19 protein-coding genes are annotated in these 17666 nt (G+C 66.6%); 10 read left to right on the top strand and 9 right to left on the bottom strand.

Annotation, left to right across the window (positions count from 1 at the left end; all coding sequences use genetic code 11):
• Positions 1–58: 58 nt before the first annotated feature.
• On the bottom strand, positions 59–955 hold the full coding sequence (locus ACTTAI_RS15215) for a LysR substrate-binding domain-containing protein (RefSeq protein WP_444452360.1): 897 nt from the start codon (positions 953–955) through the stop codon (positions 59–61).
• A 126-nt stretch (positions 956–1081) separates the two neighbouring features.
• Here ACTTAI_RS15215 and ACTTAI_RS15210 point away from each other — a divergent pair, with 126 nt between their 5' ends.
• From ACTTAI_RS15210 to ACTTAI_RS15190, 5 genes are all read left to right on the top strand, one after another.
• The gene (locus ACTTAI_RS15210; RefSeq protein ID WP_444452359.1) at positions 1082–1507 is read left to right on the top strand and encodes a DoxX family protein; all 426 of its coding nucleotides are present in this window, start codon (positions 1082–1084) and stop codon (positions 1505–1507) included.
• Between the two features lie 52 nt (positions 1508–1559).
• Positions 1560–2390, top strand: coding sequence for a 4,5-DOPA dioxygenase extradiol (gene ygiD, locus ACTTAI_RS15205; RefSeq protein ID WP_444452358.1), 831 nt, complete (start codon positions 1560–1562; stop codon positions 2388–2390).
• Positions 2391–2544: 154 nt separating this feature from the next.
• Positions 2545–2802 carry a PepSY domain-containing protein gene (locus ACTTAI_RS15200; protein ID WP_444452357.1) on the top strand — a complete coding sequence of 86 codons (258 nt, stop codon included), beginning with the start codon at positions 2545–2547 and terminating at the stop codon, positions 2800–2802.
• Positions 2802–3452, top strand: coding sequence for a cytochrome b/b6 domain-containing protein (locus ACTTAI_RS15195; protein ID WP_444452356.1), 651 nt, complete (start codon positions 2802–2804; stop codon positions 3450–3452). Before ACTTAI_RS15200 ends, ACTTAI_RS15195 begins: the two co-directional genes overlap by 1 nt.
• On the top strand, positions 3449–3943 hold the full coding sequence (locus ACTTAI_RS15190) for a helix-turn-helix transcriptional regulator (protein WP_444452355.1): 495 nt from the start codon (positions 3449–3451) through the stop codon (positions 3941–3943). The genes ACTTAI_RS15195 and ACTTAI_RS15190 overlap by 4 nt, the downstream gene beginning before the upstream one ends.
• Before the next feature lie 9 nt (positions 3944–3952).
• On the opposite strand, the gene ACTTAI_RS15185 is transcribed toward ACTTAI_RS15190, so the two are convergent.
• The 8 genes from ACTTAI_RS15185 to ACTTAI_RS15150 all read right to left on the bottom strand — a co-directional run bounded on the left by ACTTAI_RS15185 (position 3953) and on the right by ACTTAI_RS15150 (position 11988).
• The gene (locus ACTTAI_RS15185) at positions 3953–5854 is read right to left on the bottom strand and encodes a cation-translocating P-type ATPase (RefSeq protein ID WP_444452354.1); all 1902 of its coding nucleotides are present in this window, start codon (positions 5852–5854) and stop codon (positions 3953–3955) included.
• A gap of 77 nt (positions 5855–5931) precedes the next feature.
• Positions 5932–6414, bottom strand: coding sequence for a diheme cytochrome c (locus ACTTAI_RS15180; protein ID WP_444452353.1), 483 nt, complete (start codon positions 6412–6414; stop codon positions 5932–5934).
• A 15-nt stretch (positions 6415–6429) separates the two neighbouring features.
• Complete coding sequence (locus ACTTAI_RS15175) at positions 6430–6825, bottom strand: DUF1924 domain-containing protein (RefSeq protein ID WP_444452352.1); 396 nt, start codon at positions 6823–6825, stop codon at positions 6430–6432.
• A 4-nt stretch (positions 6826–6829) separates the two neighbouring features.
• Positions 6830–7942, bottom strand: coding sequence for a cytochrome b/b6 domain-containing protein (locus ACTTAI_RS15170; protein WP_444452351.1), 1113 nt, complete (start codon positions 7940–7942; stop codon positions 6830–6832).
• Between the two features lie 82 nt (positions 7943–8024).
• Entirely contained in the window at positions 8025–9368 is a 1344-nt protein-coding gene (locus ACTTAI_RS15165) for a sensor histidine kinase (protein WP_444452350.1), read from the bottom strand.
• Positions 9365–10030 carry a response regulator transcription factor gene (locus tag ACTTAI_RS15160; RefSeq protein WP_444452349.1) on the bottom strand — a complete coding sequence of 222 codons (666 nt, stop codon included), beginning with the start codon at positions 10028–10030 and terminating at the stop codon, positions 9365–9367. Before ACTTAI_RS15160 ends, ACTTAI_RS15165 begins: the two co-directional genes overlap by 4 nt.
• Positions 10030–10338, bottom strand: a complete 309-nt coding sequence (locus ACTTAI_RS15155; RefSeq protein WP_444452348.1) for a PepSY domain-containing protein — start codon at positions 10336–10338, stop codon at positions 10030–10032. Before ACTTAI_RS15155 ends, ACTTAI_RS15160 begins: the two co-directional genes overlap by 1 nt.
• 60 nt (positions 10339–10398) lie before the next feature.
• The gene (locus ACTTAI_RS15150; protein ID WP_444452347.1) at positions 10399–11988 is read right to left on the bottom strand and encodes a hypothetical protein; all 1590 of its coding nucleotides are present in this window, start codon (positions 11986–11988) and stop codon (positions 10399–10401) included.
• A 255-nt stretch (positions 11989–12243) separates the two neighbouring features.
• Between ACTTAI_RS15150 and ACTTAI_RS15145 the strand changes: the two genes are divergently transcribed.
• Genes ACTTAI_RS15145 through ACTTAI_RS15125 form a run of 5 tightly spaced genes read left to right on the top strand, consistent with a single transcriptional unit; the run spans position 12244 to position 17604 of the window.
• Positions 12244–12507 (top strand): hypothetical protein, encoded by a 264-nt coding sequence (locus tag ACTTAI_RS15145; protein WP_444452346.1) that lies wholly within the window; start codon positions 12244–12246, stop codon positions 12505–12507.
• Positions 12508–12509: 2 nt separating this feature from the next.
• Positions 12510–12875: a response regulator gene (locus tag ACTTAI_RS15140; protein ID WP_444452345.1), complete on the top strand. Its 366-nt coding sequence runs from the start codon at positions 12510–12512 to the stop codon at positions 12873–12875.
• Between the two features lie 21 nt (positions 12876–12896).
• Positions 12897–14894 (top strand): chemotaxis protein CheA, encoded by a 1998-nt coding sequence (locus tag ACTTAI_RS15135; protein ID WP_444452344.1) that lies wholly within the window; start codon positions 12897–12899, stop codon positions 14892–14894.
• Positions 14895–14904: 10 nt separating this feature from the next.
• Positions 14905–15387 (top strand): chemotaxis protein CheW, encoded by a 483-nt coding sequence (locus ACTTAI_RS15130; RefSeq protein WP_444452343.1) that lies wholly within the window; start codon positions 14905–14907, stop codon positions 15385–15387.
• A 21-nt stretch (positions 15388–15408) separates the two neighbouring features.
• The gene (locus ACTTAI_RS15125; protein WP_444452342.1) at positions 15409–17604 is read left to right on the top strand and encodes a HAMP domain-containing methyl-accepting chemotaxis protein; all 2196 of its coding nucleotides are present in this window, start codon (positions 15409–15411) and stop codon (positions 17602–17604) included.
• The last annotated feature ends 62 nt before the right edge of the window (positions 17605–17666 follow it).

The raw sequence follows: 17666 nt of genomic DNA, 5'->3' as shown, positions 1-17666 counted from the left end.
TACAGCGGGTGACTGGCGGCGACAAGGCATCTGGCCCGCCAGGCCCGGGATCGGACAGCTAGAGAATTCCGGCGTGGCGGATGTCGTCCGCGGCGAAATCGATCAAGGCGCGCAGCTTGCGCGGCAGCACCCGGCCTTCCAGATAGACTGCGCTGACCGGGCTCGGGGCGCTGTCGAACGCGGTCAAAAGCGGCACCAGCGCCCCCGTTGCCAGCGCGTCGAACAGGGCAAACCGCGGTGCATGGGCGATGCCGAAGCCCGCCGCCGCCAGTTCTGCCGCCGCCCGCGCCGAGTTGACGTGAAAGCGCCCCTGAACCGTCACGACATGTGCGCCACCGTCCGATTGAAACGCCCAGCGGCGCGGGTTTTGCCGGTTCGTGTCGACGATGCAGGCATGGTCGGCCAGATCCTCGGGGCGCGCGGGGGTGCCATGCGCGGCGATATAGGCGGGGCTGGCGACGACGACCGCATGGCTCTCGCCCAGACGCCGCGCCTTCAGCGACAGCATGTCCGAGCGGCCGATGCGAAAGGCGACGTCGATCCCCTCGCGCGCGAGATCGGCGAAACTGTCGCTCAGCCGCAGATCGAAGCTCAACCCCGGATGCGCCTTGGCAAACCGCGCCAGCATCCCGCCGACATAGATCTCGCCCAGGGTCACCGGGGCCGAGATCCGGATCACCCCGGAAAACCCGCGCGAGCCTTCCGAGACTTCGGCCAGAAGATCCTGCAGATCGTCGAGAAGGGCAGGGGCGCGGGCCAGAAGATCCTCGCCCGCGGGGGTCAGGCCGACGCGCCGGGTGGTGCGCTGCAAAAGCCGCACGCCCAGCCGCGCCTCAAGCTCGGCCACATATTTCGAGGTCAGCCGGTTCGATACCCCGAGCTGATCGGCCGCGGCGGTGAAAGACCCGGTCTGCGCCGTGGCGACGAAGGCGCGCAATTCTTCGGTGATGTCCATCGGCTCCTCATTCGGAACAAATCGGCGAAAGTCATTCCGGATGTTCGTCATTTCATGGATGGTCTGCAAGGCGTATTTCAGATGCAGAGAAAGGCCGCGTCGGGCGGCCCTGCACAGGAGATCAAGATGATCAAGACCCCCGCCGTTTCCGATTATGCCGCCACGCTGCTGCGCGTCACTTCGGGTGTGACCTTCCTTGCCCACGGCCTGCTGAAGGTTAATGTCTTCACCATCGCCGGCACGGTCGGCTATTTCGAAAGCCTCGGCTTGCCGGGCGCCTTTGCCTATCTGACCATTCTGGCCGAACTTGTGGGCGGCCTTGCGCTGATCCTCGGCGTCGCGACGCGGCTTGTGGCGCTGGCGCAGATCCCGGTGCTGCTCGGCGCGACCTGGGTGCATTCGGGCAATGGCTGGCTTTTCTCGGGCGAGGGTGGCGGCTGGGAATTCCCGCTGTTCTGGGCCATCATCCAGGTGGTGATCGCGCTTCTGGGCGCCGGGGCCTTTGCCCTGCGCGTGCCGGTTCTGCAACGCAAACTGGGCCAATTCGCCTGACCGCAACGCCGCCCGCGTCCGGCGCGGGCGGCCCCCTGACAAGGAGACTGCCATGCCCCCCGTTTCCTCTCTGTCGGCGCTGCGCGACCGGCTTTCCCCCTCCGACCGGATGCCGCTGGTCTTTCTGGGTCACGGCAGCCCGATGAATGCGATCGAGGACACGGCGTTCAGCCGCGCCTGGACCGAGCTTGGGCGCAGCCTGCCGCGTCCGAAAGCGATCCTTGTCGTCTCGGCGCATTGGATGACCCGCGGCACGACGCTGGTCGATGTCTCGGCGGTGCCGCGCACGATCCACGATTTCTACGGCTTTCCGCAGGCGCTCTTCGATCAGCAATATCCGGCGAAGGGCGATCCGACCCTCGCGCGCGAGGTGGTTTCGCTGCTCGCCAGCCACCATGCCGAGGGCGACGACACCTGGGGGCTCGATCACGGCGCCTGGACGCTGTTGAAGTTTCTCTACCCCGATGCGGATGTGCCGGTGTTTCAGGTCTCGATCGACATGGGCCGCGATCTGGCGCATCAGCTTGAGATCGGCCGGACGCTGTCCGAACTGCGCGACCGTGGCGTGCTGATCATTGGCTCGGGCAATGTGGTGCATAACCTGCGCGCGGTGACCTGGGGCAAGAACGCGAAACCGCATGACTTCGCGCTGGAGTTCGACCGGCTCTTCACCGACCGGCTGCAGGCCCGCGACTTCGCCGCGCTGTCCGACCGCGCCGGGCTTGGGCCGCTCTTGCCGATCGCCCATCCGAGCATCGATCACTATCTGCCGACGCTCACCATCGCGGGCGCCTCCGATGCGCGCGACGATCTGACCTTCATGACCGACTCGATCGATCTGGGGTCGATTTCCATGCGCTCCTTTGTCTTCCATCCGCGCTGAGGCCCGGTTTCCAAGGCTTTGAACGGGCGTAAGCAGCCGCTTACGCCCGCCAAAATCAGCTTCAGGCTGATCGACCGCGCCGTTTTTGCCGGTCAATTTCGGTTCAGCCACAACGGCTTGCCCAATCCGGGCTGATCCACCGATGGAGTGACCGATGAAAAAGATCCTGCTTGCCAGCGCCCTCGCGTTTTCGCCTTTCGCCGCCTTCGCCATGCCCGTCGTGGGGGATGTCGTCGGCACCAACCCCGATGATGCCAAGGCCGCCATCGCCGCCAAGGGCTGTGCGGTGTCCGAATTCGAAGCCGAAGACGGCAAGGTCGAGGCGATCTGCAAGGACGAGGACGGCAAGACCTTCGAAGTGGTGATCGATCCGAAATCGGGCGTCGTCACCGAGATCAAGGCGGGCGACTGATGGGGCGCGCTCCGTCTCTCAAGACGGATCCCGCGGGGGGCGTGACGCCCCCCGTCTGGGACCCGCTGGTGCGGCTCTCGCACTGGCTCGTCGCGCTGGCCGTGCTGGTGAACGGGCTGATCGACAAGCCGGGGGCCGCGCTGCATGTCGGGCTTGGCTGGGCGGTGCTGGCAATCGTGCTGGTGCGGTTGGGCTGGGGCTTTGTCGGTCCGGCCACGGCGCGGTTCGCGAGCTTTCCGCCTGCGCCCTTCAAGGCCCTGTCGCATCTGGGCGGGCTGGTGCGCCGGGAACGACCGCGCGAATATCCCTCGCACAATCCGGCTGGTGCGATGATGGTCTACACGCTCTGGGCGCTGCTTTTGACCGTGACGCTGACCGGGCTCGTGATGACCGGGGGCCGCAGCCCGATGACGATTGCCGCCGATCAGGCCGCGGTCAATTCGGGCGACTGGTCGGCCCTTGTGAAACAGGCGCCCGCAGAGGATGATGAGCGCGACAGCGACGGAGGAAAGATCGTGGGAGCGATCCACGAGACCGCGGCCAATCTGCTTTTGATCCTTGCCGCCCTGCATGTGGGCGGGGTGGTGGTGGAAAGCCGCGCGCTTGGCCGCAATCTGGTGCGGCCGATGCTGGGCCGGGGCAAGGCATGAAGCTGCCCGGTTTTGCGAAGGATGCGGGGCGGCGGCAGTCTGCCGCCCTTGCGGCTGTGGTGCTGGTGCAGGCGGTGGCGGCGCTTTTCTTCATGGGCGATGCGGCGGCCGATATCGATCTGGACGGGCTCGGCCCGGAATCCGCGGTCGAGGCGCTGGTCTCGCTCGCGCTGATCCTTGGCATCGTCACGAGCGGCTGGCAGCTGCGCCGCACGCTTGAGACGGTGCAGAGCCAGGCGCAGGCGCTGGAGGTCGCGCGTGGCGCTCTGGCCGAGGTGATCGAGGCGCAATTCACCCGCTGGGCCCTGACCCCGGCCGAGCGGGACGTGGCGCTTTTCGCTCTCAAGGGGCTCGACGTGGCCGAGATCGCCACGCTGCGCGGTGCCGCCGCGGGCACGGTGCGGGCGCAGATGACACGGGTTTATGCCAAGGCGGGCGTGTCGGGCCGCGCGCAATTCGCGGCCCTCTTCGTCGAGGATCTGCTGGGCTGAGGCCCCCGCTCAGCCGTCCTTTCCCTTTCGGATCGGGTCGGTGAGCAGCCGCAGGCCGTTGAGCACGACAAGCACCGTGCCGCCCTCGTGGCCGATCACCGCGATCGGCAGCGGCAGGTGGAAGAAGAGACCCGTCGTCACAAGGACCGTCATCGCCCCCATCGCGAAGATCAGGTTTTGCCGGATGATCCGTACCGTGCGCCGCGCCAGCCGATGCGCCTCGGCCAGACGCGCGATGTCATCGGCCAGAAGCGCCACATCGGCCGCCTGCAACGCAACCTCCGAGCCCGCCGCGCCCATCGCGATCCCCACATCCGCCCGCGCCAGCGCCGCCGCGTCGTTCACCCCGTCGCCCACGAAAGCCACCCGGCCCTTCGCGGTCAGATCGGCGACCAGACGCACCTTGTCCTCGGGGCGCAGATCGGCGTGGATCTCCTCCGCGCCGATGCCCAGCTCCGCCCCGATCCGCTCCGCCACCGGGCGGCGATCGCCGGTCAGCATCGCGATGTGACCCACGCCGCCCGCCCGCAGCGCCGCCAGCCCCGCAGGCGTCGTCGCGCGCGGGCGATCCTCGCAGGTCACCCCGCCGAGGATCTTCGCGCCCCGCCCCAGCAGAACCAGCGTCCGCGGCGCGTTTTCCAGAACCGGCGGCAGCGCCAGATCCGCGCCCGCCCGCGCCCCCATCCGCGCCGCAAGCCGCGCATTGCCCGCCCAGATCACCCCCGCGTCATCGACGGCCACCATGCCTTCGCCCGGCACCGCCTTCGCCTCGCGCACCGGCACGGGGGTCAGCCCGCGGGTCTCGGCCAGACGCCGGATCGCCTCGGCGATCGGATGTTCGGACTGCGCCTCGATGCCCGCCAGCCGGGCGAGGAAGGCGTCCTCGGACCCCTCGCAATGAATGTCGACGATCTCCTGCCGCCCGGTCGTCAGCGTGCCGGTCTTGTCGAAGGCGAAGGTCTCGACCTGCGCCAAGGTTTCCAAGGCCGCGCCGCCCTTGAACAGCACCCCGCCGCGGGCCGCGACCGAGAGCGCCGAGAGGATCGCGGCCGGGACGGAAATCACGATGGCGCAAGGGCTTGCGGCGACGAGCAGCGTTGCCGCCTTGTAAAGCGCCGCCTGCCAGCCAAGGCCCATCGCGGCAAAGACGGCAAAGGCGAGGATCGCGCCCGCAAGCACGGCGATGGTGTAGCGCTGCCCGAACCATTCCGAGAAGCGCTCGGAGGGCGCACGGGCCGCCTGCGCCTCGGTCACCAGCGCGATCATCCGCGCGACGGTGGATTCGCCGAGTTCGCGCCGCACTTCGATGGCGAGGACGCCGTGAAGATTGACCGTCGCTTCAAAGACTTGCGCGCCGGGCGCCTTGTGCACGGGGACGGATTCGCCGGTGATCGTGCTTTCGTCGATCGATCCCTCGCCCTCGATAATGACGCCATCGACGGGCACGCGCGCGCCCGGGCGCAGGATGACGACATCGCCCGGATGCAGCTCTTCGACGGCGACTTCGGTGACGGTCTCGCCCACGCGCTTCAGCGCGCGGTCGGGGCGCAGGTCCATCAGCGCCTCGATGGCGCGGCGGGTGCGGCCCATGGCGCGGTGTTCGAGCGTGGTCGACAGGCTGAAAAGGGTCAGCAGCACCGCCCCTTCAAGCGCGGCGCCAACGGCGGCGGCGGCAAGGGCCGCGACGACCATCAGCAGGTCGATGTCGAGCTGGCGCTCCTCGATCAGCGCGCCGCCCGCCCGGATCGCCGCCGGAACGCCGCCCGTCAGGAAGACCGAGAGCATCGCAAGACCCTCGACCCAGCCCGCACCAAGGCCGGGAAAGACCCAGTGGACAAAGCCCCCGACGCCCATGCCCAGAATGGTCAGTACTGTCAGGATCAGCCGCTGCAGTTCTTCGTCGATCTTCATTCTTCCGTTCCTTCCTTCACGCCGAAACCCCGGCGCAGGTGCTGCACCGGGGCCTGTCCTCTGTGCTGCCCGCAGGCTCAGTCGTCTTCGAAATAGCCCTGTGCGGCGCCCTGATGGCAAGCGGAGCAGTTCGACATCGATTTCGCCTTCGTCTTCATCCGGTCCGAGACCTCGCGGCCGTGTTCACGCACGAACCACGACAATTCGCTGATCCGCAGCGGCGTCGTCCCCTGGGCCGGATCCCGCCGTCCCCAGCCCGTCTGCACATCGGCGGCGTTCTGCGTCAGGTAGGTTTCGATCTCGGCACGGGTCTTGTCGTCAAGCGTCGCGTTCTCGCCGAAATGGTCGTCAAGCCCGGCCATGATCGCGCTCCACGACCGCGCCGGCAGGAAGCCCGCCGGATAGGCGATATGGCAGCTGCCGCATTCGGTCTGGAACGTCGGGTTCGCGGCGACGGCGGTGCGGAACCCGCCTTCGCCCTCTTCCTCCTCCTCGGATTCGGCGAAGACGGGGGTGGCGGCAAGGGCCAGGCAGAGGATCAGGCTTGCAGGACGGATCATCAGGATCTCCAGAGGTCAGAGGGACGAAAGCCAGGCGATGAGATTGGCTTTCTCGGCATCGGTGCAGGCGCGGCCGAGGACAGAATCGCAATTGCGCCCGAACCATTTCTCGACCTTGGCGCTGTCGGTGAAGCGCGCGGGGGTGGCAGAGGGGGCGAGCGGATCGATCGCCTTGCCGGTGCGGGCCTGACCGGCTTTCGTCGGATCATTGGTGTGGCAAGTGGTGCAGGACGGCGTGTCGGGCTTGCCGCCGGTGTGGTTGGCCAGGAACAGATCACGCCCGGCGGCCGGATCGGCCTTGGCGCCCGCGGCCGCCTCGTAGCCCGCGATCAGCGCGGCGGGGGTGGTGTCTTGTGCCACGGCGGGCAGGGCGAAGGCGCAGAGCGCAAGGGTCAGAGAGAGCGGTTTCATCAGGTCACTCCTTGGGGATGGCGATGGCGAAGGGGCTGAAGCGGCCCGTCGCGGCGTCGTGGTGGCAGGCGGCGCAATTGGCGCGGCTGCCGATCGGCTTTCGGGCGAAAAGCGCCTCCGGCAGATCGCCGTGAATGCGTTTCCAGGCCGGGGTTTCGGTCAGGGTGAAGGGGGCTTTCGCGTCGGTGCGGGCAAAGATCCGGGCGGGCAGGGTCTGCACGGTCTCGGCGGCATTCGCGGTGAGCCAGCTTTCGATCTGCGCCGCGGTCGCGGGCGGCAGCGAGGCATCCTCGCCGAAGTGATCGGACAGGCCCGCCATCAGCGCCTGCCACGAGGCGGCGGGTAGCAGCGAGGGCGGGTAGGCCATGTGGCAGGCGCCGCATTCGGCCGCGGTGGTGGCGTCGATCTGCGTCACCGGCAGGCCCGGGACCGGGCGGCGCGAGAGCGTGGCATTGGCGGTGAGGAAGCTTGCGCCGAGCGCGGCGATCAGGAGCAGCGCCATCAGCACTTGCGCCTTCGTCTCGCGCACCGGCACATCGCCCGGACGGCTTTCCTTGACCCCGGTCATCATCGCCCGAGCCAGATTCTCGCGCGAGCGGCGGCTTTCGAAAACCACCCCAGCGAGATGCGCCGCGATCAACCCGACGACGCAAAAAGCAATCATCTCATGCAGTTCGCGGGCGCCAAAGCCCGCATCGGGGCCGAAACTGGCGGCGAGCGGCCCAAGGCGCAAGACTCCGCCCAGAACGACAAGCCCGGTTCCGGCAAGCACAAGCACCGCTGCAAGCATGGCGAAGACCATCAGTGCGCCGAGCGGGTTATGGCCCAGATGCCGGGCATCGGCGCCAGCCAGATGCGCCCGGATCGCGACCGGATCGGGCAGGAAATCGGCAAAGCGCGCATGGGTCGGGCCGAAGAAGCCCCAGACGATGCGGGCGATCACCAGCGCCGCCGCGATCAGCCCGGCGGTGATATGGATCTTGAGCGTGTCGGCCTCTCCCAGAAACCCGGTCAGGGCGGCGAGGCCAACGGTCAGCGCCAGCGCCCAATGAAAGAGCCGCACGCCAAGATCCCAGACGGGGGTCAGGGTCGGTTGATTTGTGGTGGCTTCGGTCATGCGATCCTCTCCGATTGGGCGGGTGAGGAGCGTTTCGCACAGGGCTGCTGACAGGGTTCTGACAGCGAGCGTCAGCGTTTTGTCAGGGAGCCGCGGGCAGCGTCAGCCGTGCTTCGAGCCCCGGCTCGGTGGGGTGAAGGGTCAGCTGGCCGCCCAGAGCCTCGGCGATGTCATGGGCAATCGCAAGTCCAAGGCCGGTGCCCGGCCCGAGCAGATCGGCGCGGGTGCCGCGTTCGATCAGCGTGGCGATGCGGTCGGGCGGAATGCCCGGACCATCGTCGATCACCGAAATCCGCGTGCCCTCGGCGCCGGGTTGGGCGCGGACCAGAACCCGGGTGCGGGCGTGGCGGGCGGCGTTTTCGACAAGCGCACCAAGGGCTTCGGCCAGATCCTCCGGCTCGGCGGCAAGCACGAGGCCGGGCGCGATCTCGGTGACCCAGTCGCGGGCGGCCCCGGTTTCGGTGCGCCGGATCACCCGGATCAGCCCCGCCACCACCTGCGCCACATCGGCCCGCGCCTGCGGCCCCTTCATCGCGACGCGGGTCCGGGCCAGCTCGCGCTCGACATGCGCGCGCATCGCCGAGGCGATGTCCTCGATCGCGGCGGCCTCGGGGCGGCCCGCGGCGCGCAGCCGCCCGGCCTCGCCCAGAAGCGCTTGCAGCGGCGTCTTCAAGCCATGCGCCAGATCGCCCGCGCGGGTGCGGGCGCGGGCCAGTTCAGTTTCGCGGGCATCGAGAAGGGCATCGACCTCGGCCGCTAGCGGCAGAAGCTCGCGCGGCAGTTCCTCGCCCAGACGCCGCGCGCGCCCGGCCCGCAGCGCCGCGATGCGGGCACGGATGTCTGAGAGCGGCCGCAGCCCGACGGCGATCTGGCCCCAGCCCGCCATCACGAGGACAAAGGCCAGTCCCGCCGACCACGGTGCCAGATCGCGCAGGAAATCGGCCCGCGCCTGCGTGAGTTCGGCGCGGTCCATCGCCACCGCCGCCCGCATCGAGGCCGCGCCGAGCCGGGCGGGCAGGGTGACCGAGCGCTCGACCACCAGAAGCGCGGTGTTTGCCGGACCCGGCAGCGCATGGATATGCTCGGCGCCATCCTTCAGATCATCGGGGGGCAGCGGGATTTCGACATCCCATAGCGAGCGCGAGCGCATCAGCCGCCCCTCGGCCGAAATCTGCCAGTAAAGCCCGCCATAGGGACGCTGAAACCGCGGATCGGCGGGGGTGGTCGACAGGATCAGCTTGCCATCCCCATTGCGTTCGATCCCCGCAAGCACCTGATCGAGCTGCACCGAAAGCTCGGCCACGGCGCGGCGCTCGACATGGGCCGAGAACAGCGCGGCCAAGCCGAAGGAGGCGGTGGCAATCGTCAGCGTCACCGCCGCGGCCCCGGCCGCCACAAGGCGCAGCCGCAGAGACAGGCGTCTCATGCCGCGGCGCTTTCGAGATAATAGCCAAAGCCGCGCCTTGTGCCGATGATGCCCGCGCCGAGCTTGCGCCGCAGACGTGCCACCAGCGCCTCGAGCGCATTGGCCTCGCGCGAATCCTCGTCGCCGTAGAGGTGTTCGAGCAGTTCCGTCGGCGCCACCACCCGGTCGCGGTTGAGCATCAGATAGGCGAGCAGCCGATATTCGAGCGCCGTCACCGCGACGGGCAGGCCGCGCACGGCGACCGTCATCCGGTTTGCGTCAAGGCTCAGATCGCCCACCTTCTGCAGCGCGCTGCCCCGCCCGGCCGAGCGGCGCACCAGCGCGCGGGCGCGGGCGACCAGTTCCTCCATCCGGAAGGGTTTGGGCAGGTAATCATCGGCTCCGGCATCGATCCCCTCGACCCGCTCCGACCAGGTACCGCGTGCGGTCAGCACCAGAACCGGCATCTCGCGCCCGTTCGCCCGCCAGCGCTTGAGCACGGTCAGACCATCGAGCCGCGGCAGGCCCAGATCGAGCACGATCAGGTCATAATCCTCGGTATCGCCCAGAAACCAGGCCTCTTCGCCATCCGCGCAGCGCTCGACCCGATAGCCCACGGTTTCAAGCGCGACGGCCAGATCGGCGCCGATGCGCGGATCGTCTTCGATCAGAAGCACCCGCATCAGTCGTCATCCTCGTCATGGTGCCCGGGTTCTGTCGTGATCACCGCGCCGGTCGCGGCATCGACATTCACATCGACGATCTGGCCGCGCGGGGTGATCAGCTCGAATTCGTAAACGAGCCGGTCGTGTTCCTCGTCCAGCTCGACGCTGAGCAACCGCGCACCATACTGCGACTCAAGCCCCGGAAGGATGGCAGACAGCGGCAGGATCGCGCCCTGCGCCAAGGCGGAATGCGCGCGATCATGATCGTCCTCGGCCAGCGCCGGAACGGTCAGAAGCAGCAAAAGAAAGGCGCTTCGCAAGATCATGACCCGGTTCTACCGCGTCGAAACTTGCGCGTCGCTGACAAAACGTGGCGGATCGGGCGGTCAGAACAGGATCGAGTCGAGTGTATCCTGCGCCGCGGTCGCTGACATATCCATCACGCCGAAGCCGGCCGATTCCGGCGGAAGCCCCAGCACCTCTGCATGCACTTCGCGTTCGCGGTCCATTGTGTAGATCGGCGCGATCTCGGCAAGACAGGACAGATCGGGCGTGGCCGCAAGCCCCTCGCGCAAGAGCGCGCCCAGAGCTTCGATCCGCAGGATCGTCTGCACGAGCCCCGAAGTCATCTGCCGCCCGGACACCGCCAGCCGTGCCAACGCCGTCGTTTCCGTCCGTGTTTCGTCTTCCAGTTTCGACAATAAGGCCTGCCGCGCCCGTGCGGTTTCCAGCCCTTCGGCGATTTGCCCCAGATCTCCCTTGAGCCTGTTCATCCCGTCTTGCAGAGCGGAAAATTCCCCGGTGTCGAAACTGGTGCGCAGCTTGTCGAGGGTGCGCCCGGTATCGGCAAAGGTCTTCAGCGCCTGTTGCGCCGTCTCCTTCACCGACATGGCGATATAGGTCAGTTCCTTCTGCCCGACCTCGGCGCGCGCGGCTTCAAGATGCGAGTTCACCCCCGCGAGCCCGATCGTCTGGCCGATGCCCGAAAGATTGTCGAGCCGCTCATGCAGCAGGTCGATCTGCCCCTCGAACCCGGCAGAGCGGGCGATGATCCCCTGAAGCGTCGGCATCACCGTGCCAAGCGCCTCGTTGAGTTGGCCAAAGGCCCGGTCCTGCGCCGCCAGAAGCGGCTCCACCTCGGCCCGCTGGGCGGCAAGTTCGGCCACGAAGCCCCCGCCAAGCCCCTCGATCGTCTGGAAGCTCTCGTCGAGCAGCGTCAGGATGTCGAGGGTGTCCCGCTCCAGCGCCTGCAACTGTGCCGAAGCCAGCCGCTCGAAGGCGGCGCGTTCCGGTCCAGGGTCGCGAGAAACGGCGCGTGCCAGGATTGTTTCGACATGTTCCAGCCGTTGCGCCGCCGAATCCGAGAACTGGAAGGTGCTGACCAGACGGGCGATGACCTGCTCGATCCGCCCCGAAAGCTCTTGTGCCTGAACCGTCACCCGTTGCCGACGCGTGGTCATCTGCGCTTGCCCGGCGACGATCGGCGCGAGAATTTCGGTCAGACGGCGCGCGGCGGGATCGAGATGATCGGCCCCCTCGTTCGCGACGACGAGGATCGACTCGAAGGATTGCTCGAAGGCGTCAAGGCCACTTTGTGCCTGCGCAAGTTCGGTTTCGATCTGTGCCGAAACCCCCCGCAGGGCGCCGACGAACGCGCTGAGCTGACCCGAGCGGCTGCGCGAGATCTGAATCGAGGTGATCGTGGCAAGAAACTGAAAGAAGATGCGAATCCGCGTCAGCCCGTTCAGAAGCGTGCGGGTTTCGCGCAAGAGCATGCGGCTTGTGCCATTCGTCATGCTGCCCGACCAGTGCCGCATCGCCCGGGACAGATCGCTGGCCAGCTCTGGGATATGCGTGACGCCTTCGATCGGCTCTTGCTGCGCGGCGACCAGCGCGCTGGTGCGATCATTCACGGTCATCAGATGCCCGCGAACATCGCCCAGCAGTGCCGAGAGCGCATCGAGCGATGCGATCATGTCGCGTCGTACGGACTGCACGGAAGATAGCCTGTCCATTTCTGCCTGATCCTGCCTGACCCCGGACGGCGGCAGAACGCCGCAAGTTCCGGCCACTTTCAGCGAGGGTGATTAAGAAACTCTCTAGCTCCGCAAGGAGATACGAAGAATTCTCTGAAACCGTTTTTACGGGGCGACTGTCGGCGATTAACCGGCGCGCAAGGGATTCGGCGTAACAGATGGCTCTGAGACACTTGGACGCAAGGAGTGGCGGGCGTGACCGACGACGAAATGCTGACATTGGCGATCCCGGCCGATCTGGCCGTAGCCGATGCCGAAGGGTGCCGCCAGAGCATGCTGGCCCTCCTCGCGGGGGGCACGGGTCCGGTGGTCGTGCGGTTCGAGGGCGAGGAACGTCTGGGCGTGGTGGCGATGCAGCTTGCCTTGTCTGCAAGCGCTGCCGCCGGAGCCGCAGGACGTGCCGCAAGCTTTGACGCCGACAGCCGCGCGGCTCTGGCGCAATTGGGATGGGAAGGTTGAATATGGCGAAAACGGTATTGACGATCGACGACAGCAAGGCGATCCGCGACATGGTTTCCTTTACCCTTTCAGGGGTCGGATACCGTGTGGTCGAGGCGGAGAACGGCCTTGAAGGTCTGAACAAGCTGAAAAGCGAGCCCGTGTCGCTCGTCGTGGTCGACCTCAACATGCCGGTGATGAACGGTTTCGAATTCATCCGCAAGGCGCGGCAGGAGCCGAAGGGCTCGGGCGTGCCGATCCTGATGCTGACCACCGAGACGAAGCCCGAAGCCAAGGCGGAGGGCAAGGCGCTTGGCGCCACCGGCTGGCTGAACAAGCCTTTCGATGCCGCCATGCTGGTCGCGGTCGCGCGCAAGCTGGTCGGCTGACGGACAGAAGGGACCCTCCCCATGAACCCCGCCGCCCAAAGTTACATTCACGAAGCCCGGGATTTGCTGACGCAGCTCGAGCAGATGCTTCTGGATCTTGAGACCGACGCGTCACCCGAGGCGATCGACTCGGTGTTCCGAGCCCTGCATACGCTGAAGGGCGGGGGGAGCATGTTCGGCTTTCCGGCGCTTTCGGCGTTCGTGCACCACTTCGAAGATGCCTTCGATCGTGTGCGCGAGGGCAAAATCGGCATTTCCAAGCCGCTGCTCGATGCGGCGCTGGAAGGCCGCGACCATGTGATCGCGCTGCTCGATGCCGGGGGAGACGAGGCTGCGACGGCGGAACTCGTGGGGTCTGATCAGGCGCGCCGGATTTTGGCTGCCCTTGAGGGGGCCGTGGCGGGTGCCCCGGCTGCGGTGGTGCATCTGCACCGCTGGGAGGTGTCGTTCCGCCCGTCGAAAGGGGCGCTGCGCTGTGGCATGCGCCCCGATCTGCTGCTTGAAGAGCTGCGCGAACTGGGCGATTGCCGCATTCGCTGCGATGTTTCCGACCTGCCGCCGCTCGAGAGCCTTGATCCGACGCAATCGCATCTGGGTTGGGTGGTCGAACTGACCACCGCGCAGCCGCGCTCGGCGATCGAGACGGTTTTCGTCTTCGCGGATGATGCCGATCCGCGCATCGTGCAGCTGGATCTTGAGGAAGAACCGGCGACCAAGGCTGTGCAGCCGGTGGTTGCGCCGGGGATCGAGGCGGATACGTCGCCGACGGCAAACGCCACGACCGGCCCAGCAACGTCGGCCTCCGCGGCGCCCGCCGCACGGACCGGGAGCAGGACCCAGAGCCTTGCCGCGCAAGACACTGTCCGCGTGCCCTCGGCCAAGCTCGATTCAATCCTTGATCAGCTGGGCGAACTGGTCATCGCTCAGGCCAGACTGAACCAGACCGCGGCGCGGCTGGGTGACTCGACGCTCGAAGGTCTGGTGGAAGAGGTGCATCGCCTCGTCACCGGGCTGCGTGATACCACTCTTTCGGTGCGCATGCTGCCGATCGAGACGGTTTTCGGCAAATTCCGCCGCGTTGTCCGCGATCTTTCGACGGAGCTTGGCAAGGACGTCGTCCTTGTTACCGACGGCGGCGAGACCGAGATCGACAAGAACGTGCTCGACCGGCTCAGCGAACCGCTCGTGCATATGATCCGCAATTCGGCCGATCACGGCATCGAAGCCGCCGCGGATCGTGTGGCCGCAGGCAAACCGGCCCAGGGTCGGGTGCGGCTTGCCGCCTCGCAGGACGCGGGCGAGATCGTCATCGTGATCGAGGACGACGGCCGCGGACTGGATCATGAAAAAATCCGCCTCAAGGCGATTGAACGCGGTCTGCTGGCCGCCGACGCCCGCCCAAGCGAAGCAGCCTTGGCACAGATGATTTTCGCGCCCGGCTTCTCCACTGCCGACAAAGTTTCGTCGGTCTCCGGCCGCGGGGTCGGGATGGATGCCGTGCTCTCGGCCATCACCGCGCTGCGTGGCAATGTCGAGGTCACCTCGCGCAGGGGCGAGGGCACGCGGTTGACGCTGCGCCTGCCGCTGAGCCTTGCCATCATCGATGGGCTTCTGGTGCGACTCGGCCCCGATGTGTTCGTACTGCCGCTCATTGCGGTTGAGGAATGCGTCGAATTCGACGTCGCGGAACTGACCCGCAACAGTGGGCGACGCATGCTGCGCATCCGCGACCATCTGGTGCCCTTTGTCGATCTCGCCGATGCGCTGGACGGCACGGTGGAAAATGATGGCCGCCGCCGCGTGGTGATCGTGCGCGCCGAGGGCGAGCGGATGGGGCTCGTGGTCGATGATATTCTTGGTCAGCACCAGACCGTGATCAAACCGATGAGCGCCTATCATGCCGATCTCGACGATTTCGCCGGGGCGACGATCCTGGCCGATGGCACTGTGGCGCTGATCCTGGATGTGGCGATGCTGCTGCGCCGTTTGGGCAGCGGCGGAATCGGCCTTGCCGCCTGAGGAGATCGTCATGACACAGATGCCCAATGCCAGTGCCTTTGCGGAAGATGAGGCGAATTCCATTGCCCTGATCATCCGCGTCTGTGGCGAAGCCCTCGCCATTCCCGTGAGCCATGTTCACGAGGTGATCGACCCGATCCCCCGCACCCGCGTGCCCCGGGCATCGGCCTTTGCGCCTTGGTTGATCAACGTGCGCGGCGCTGTTGTGCCTCTTGTCGACGTGCGCCAGCGTCTCCGGATGCCGGTCAGCCATGTCAATCAGGGCCGCATCGTCGTTCTCGACATCGCGCTCGGGGTGGAAGCTTTCCGTCTCGCGATGCTCGCCGACGAGGTGCAGGAGGTGGTCGACATCGACCCCGCCGCCATCGAATCGTTGCCGGAAAACGGCTCTCCCTGGCCTTCAAATTATGTCACCGGCGCGCTCAGGCGTGGCGACGACCTCATCCTCCTCCTCGATCCCGAAAACCTCTTCCGTCCCGAACAGGCGGCTTGAACTGAACAAAGTGAGACAACCATGAAGCTGACGATCAAGGCCAAGCTGATGGCCACCTTCGGGGTGGTTCTGGCGCTTTTGGCCGCCATTTCCTGGATCGGCCTGTCCTCGTTGCAATCGGCCAATGTCGATGCGAACAAGATGGCCAATGTGAGCGCGCGAATGCAGACCCTCGTGAGCAGTCTGAAGGAAAGCCTCGCGCTCTCCGACATCCGGACGTTTCAGCATATCGCCGCCAGCAGCGACACCGACATGCAGGCGGCCGAGGACGGGATCGCCGCCGATCGCGCCAAGCGCGAGGCGCTGATCGCCGAGATCAAGGATCTCGACGACGGCACGCTGCGCGAAGATTTCGCGCGCTATGACGAGATCCTCGCCACGGCGAGGGATCTGCGGAATGATGCCCTGAAACTCTCGCGCGAGGGCAGCATGGCCAAGGCGCGGCAGCTTTTCATCTATCCGTCCTATGCCGAACTCGAGAAGATGGACGCGCAGATCGCCAAGCTTGAGGCGGCGCTGGAAAAGACCACGATGCTGCCCTATTCGATTGATGCCGCCCGGGTGCAGATCCTTGAACTGGAACGCGCGCTGATGGAAGTGAGCTCGATGAACGCCCGCGCCATCATGGAGGAAAGCGACGCGGGCACCGCAGAATTCCTGGCCAAGGTCAAGGACCTGCGCGGTGCCGTGACGACGCACATGGACAAGCTTGACGCCATGCTCGGTGCGCAGTTCCCGGAAGAAGTGGCCGGTGTGCAGGCGATCCTGACTGATTATTTCAAGATCAACGACGACCTTGAAGCGAAAACGCTGGCGAATTCCGAACCGCGTGCCAGCGCGCTCATTAGCGGTCCGTTCAAGGCCGCAGAAGATGCCGTCGCTGCCCAGCTCGACCTGATTGACGAAAAGGCGGGCGTTGCCATGACCGCCTCGCAGAGCAATCTGAATGCGAGCTACGCCAACAGCCGGACCCTGATCCTGACGATTGCCGGGGTCGCGATCATTGGCGCGCTGATTGCCGCGACGCTGATCCTGATCGGTATCACCCGGGGCATGAACCGTGCCGTCAGCGTCGCCCGCAAGGTCGCCGAAGGGGATCTGAAGGTCGACACCCGCGTCACCTCGAACGACGAGATCGGCGAGCTGATGACGGCGCTGGGCGAGATGACTGTGGCGCTCGACGGCATGGCCAACGTGGCCGAGTCGATTTCGCGTGGCGATCTGACGGTGAACATCAAGCGTCGTTCGGAAGCCGACTCGCTTGGGATCGCGCTGGAAACCATGATCGGCAAGCTGCAGGAAATCGTGATCGACATGCATGTCTCATCGCAAAGCGTCTCGGCTGGTGCCCATGCGATGAGCGCGACCGCCGAAGATCTGTCCTCGGGGGCCACCGAACAGGCGGCGGCTGCCGAACAGGCGAGCTCGGCGATGGAAGAGATGACGGCGAACATCCGTCAATCGGCCGACAATGCCGCGCAGACCGAAAAGATCGCGACCCAGGCTTCGAGCCGTGCCCTCGACACCGGCAAGGCGGTGGACGAGGCGGTCGGTGCGATGAAGACGATCGCCGACAAGATCACCATCATCCAGGAAATCGCCCGTCAAACCGACCTGCTGGCGCTGAACGCCGCGGTGGAAGCGGCGCGGGCCGGTCAGCACGGCCGCGGCTTCGCGGTGGTGGCCTCCGAGGTGCGCAAACTTGCCGAGCGCAGTCAGCAGGCGGCGCGCGAGATCAACGAACTGTCGAGCCGTTCGGTCGAAGTCAGCCGCAATGCGGGTGACATGCTCGGCGAACTGGTCCCGGCGATCCAGCGCACCGCCGATCTGGTGCAGGAAATCTCGGCTGCGATGCGCGAGCAGAATACCGGTGCCGACCAGATCAACCTGGCAATCCGCCAGCTCGACACGGTGATCCAGCGCAACGCCTCGGCCTCGACCGAAGCCGCCTCGGTCTCCGAGGAACTGGCGAGCCAGTCCGAGCAGCTGCATGACGTGATCGGCTTCTTCAAGGTGCAGGGCGAACCCGGCCGCTCCGATCGGGCGGAACGGGTCAAGGATGCCGCTTGGGCGCGCACCGCACGGCAGGAGTCGCCCGCTGCGCCCCCGGCCAGCCGTCGCAAAGCGCGCGCCGCGGCCAGCGGCACCCGCAATGGCGGCTTCGCGCTCGACATGTCGGAAGATGATATCGACGACTCGGACTTCGAGAAGATCTGATCTGCAGTGCCTTGACCCAGTGCTCCGCCCGGCCTCTATGGCCCCGGGCGGGGCTTCCCCCG

The organism is Rhodobacter capsulatus, assembly GCF_052363175.1.
GTDB classification, from domain to species: domain Bacteria; phylum Pseudomonadota; class Alphaproteobacteria; order Rhodobacterales; family Rhodobacteraceae; genus Rhodobacter; species Rhodobacter capsulatus_D.
Note: the sequence above shows the minus strand (reverse complement) of the source record. Positions and strands in the feature narration are given on the sequence as shown.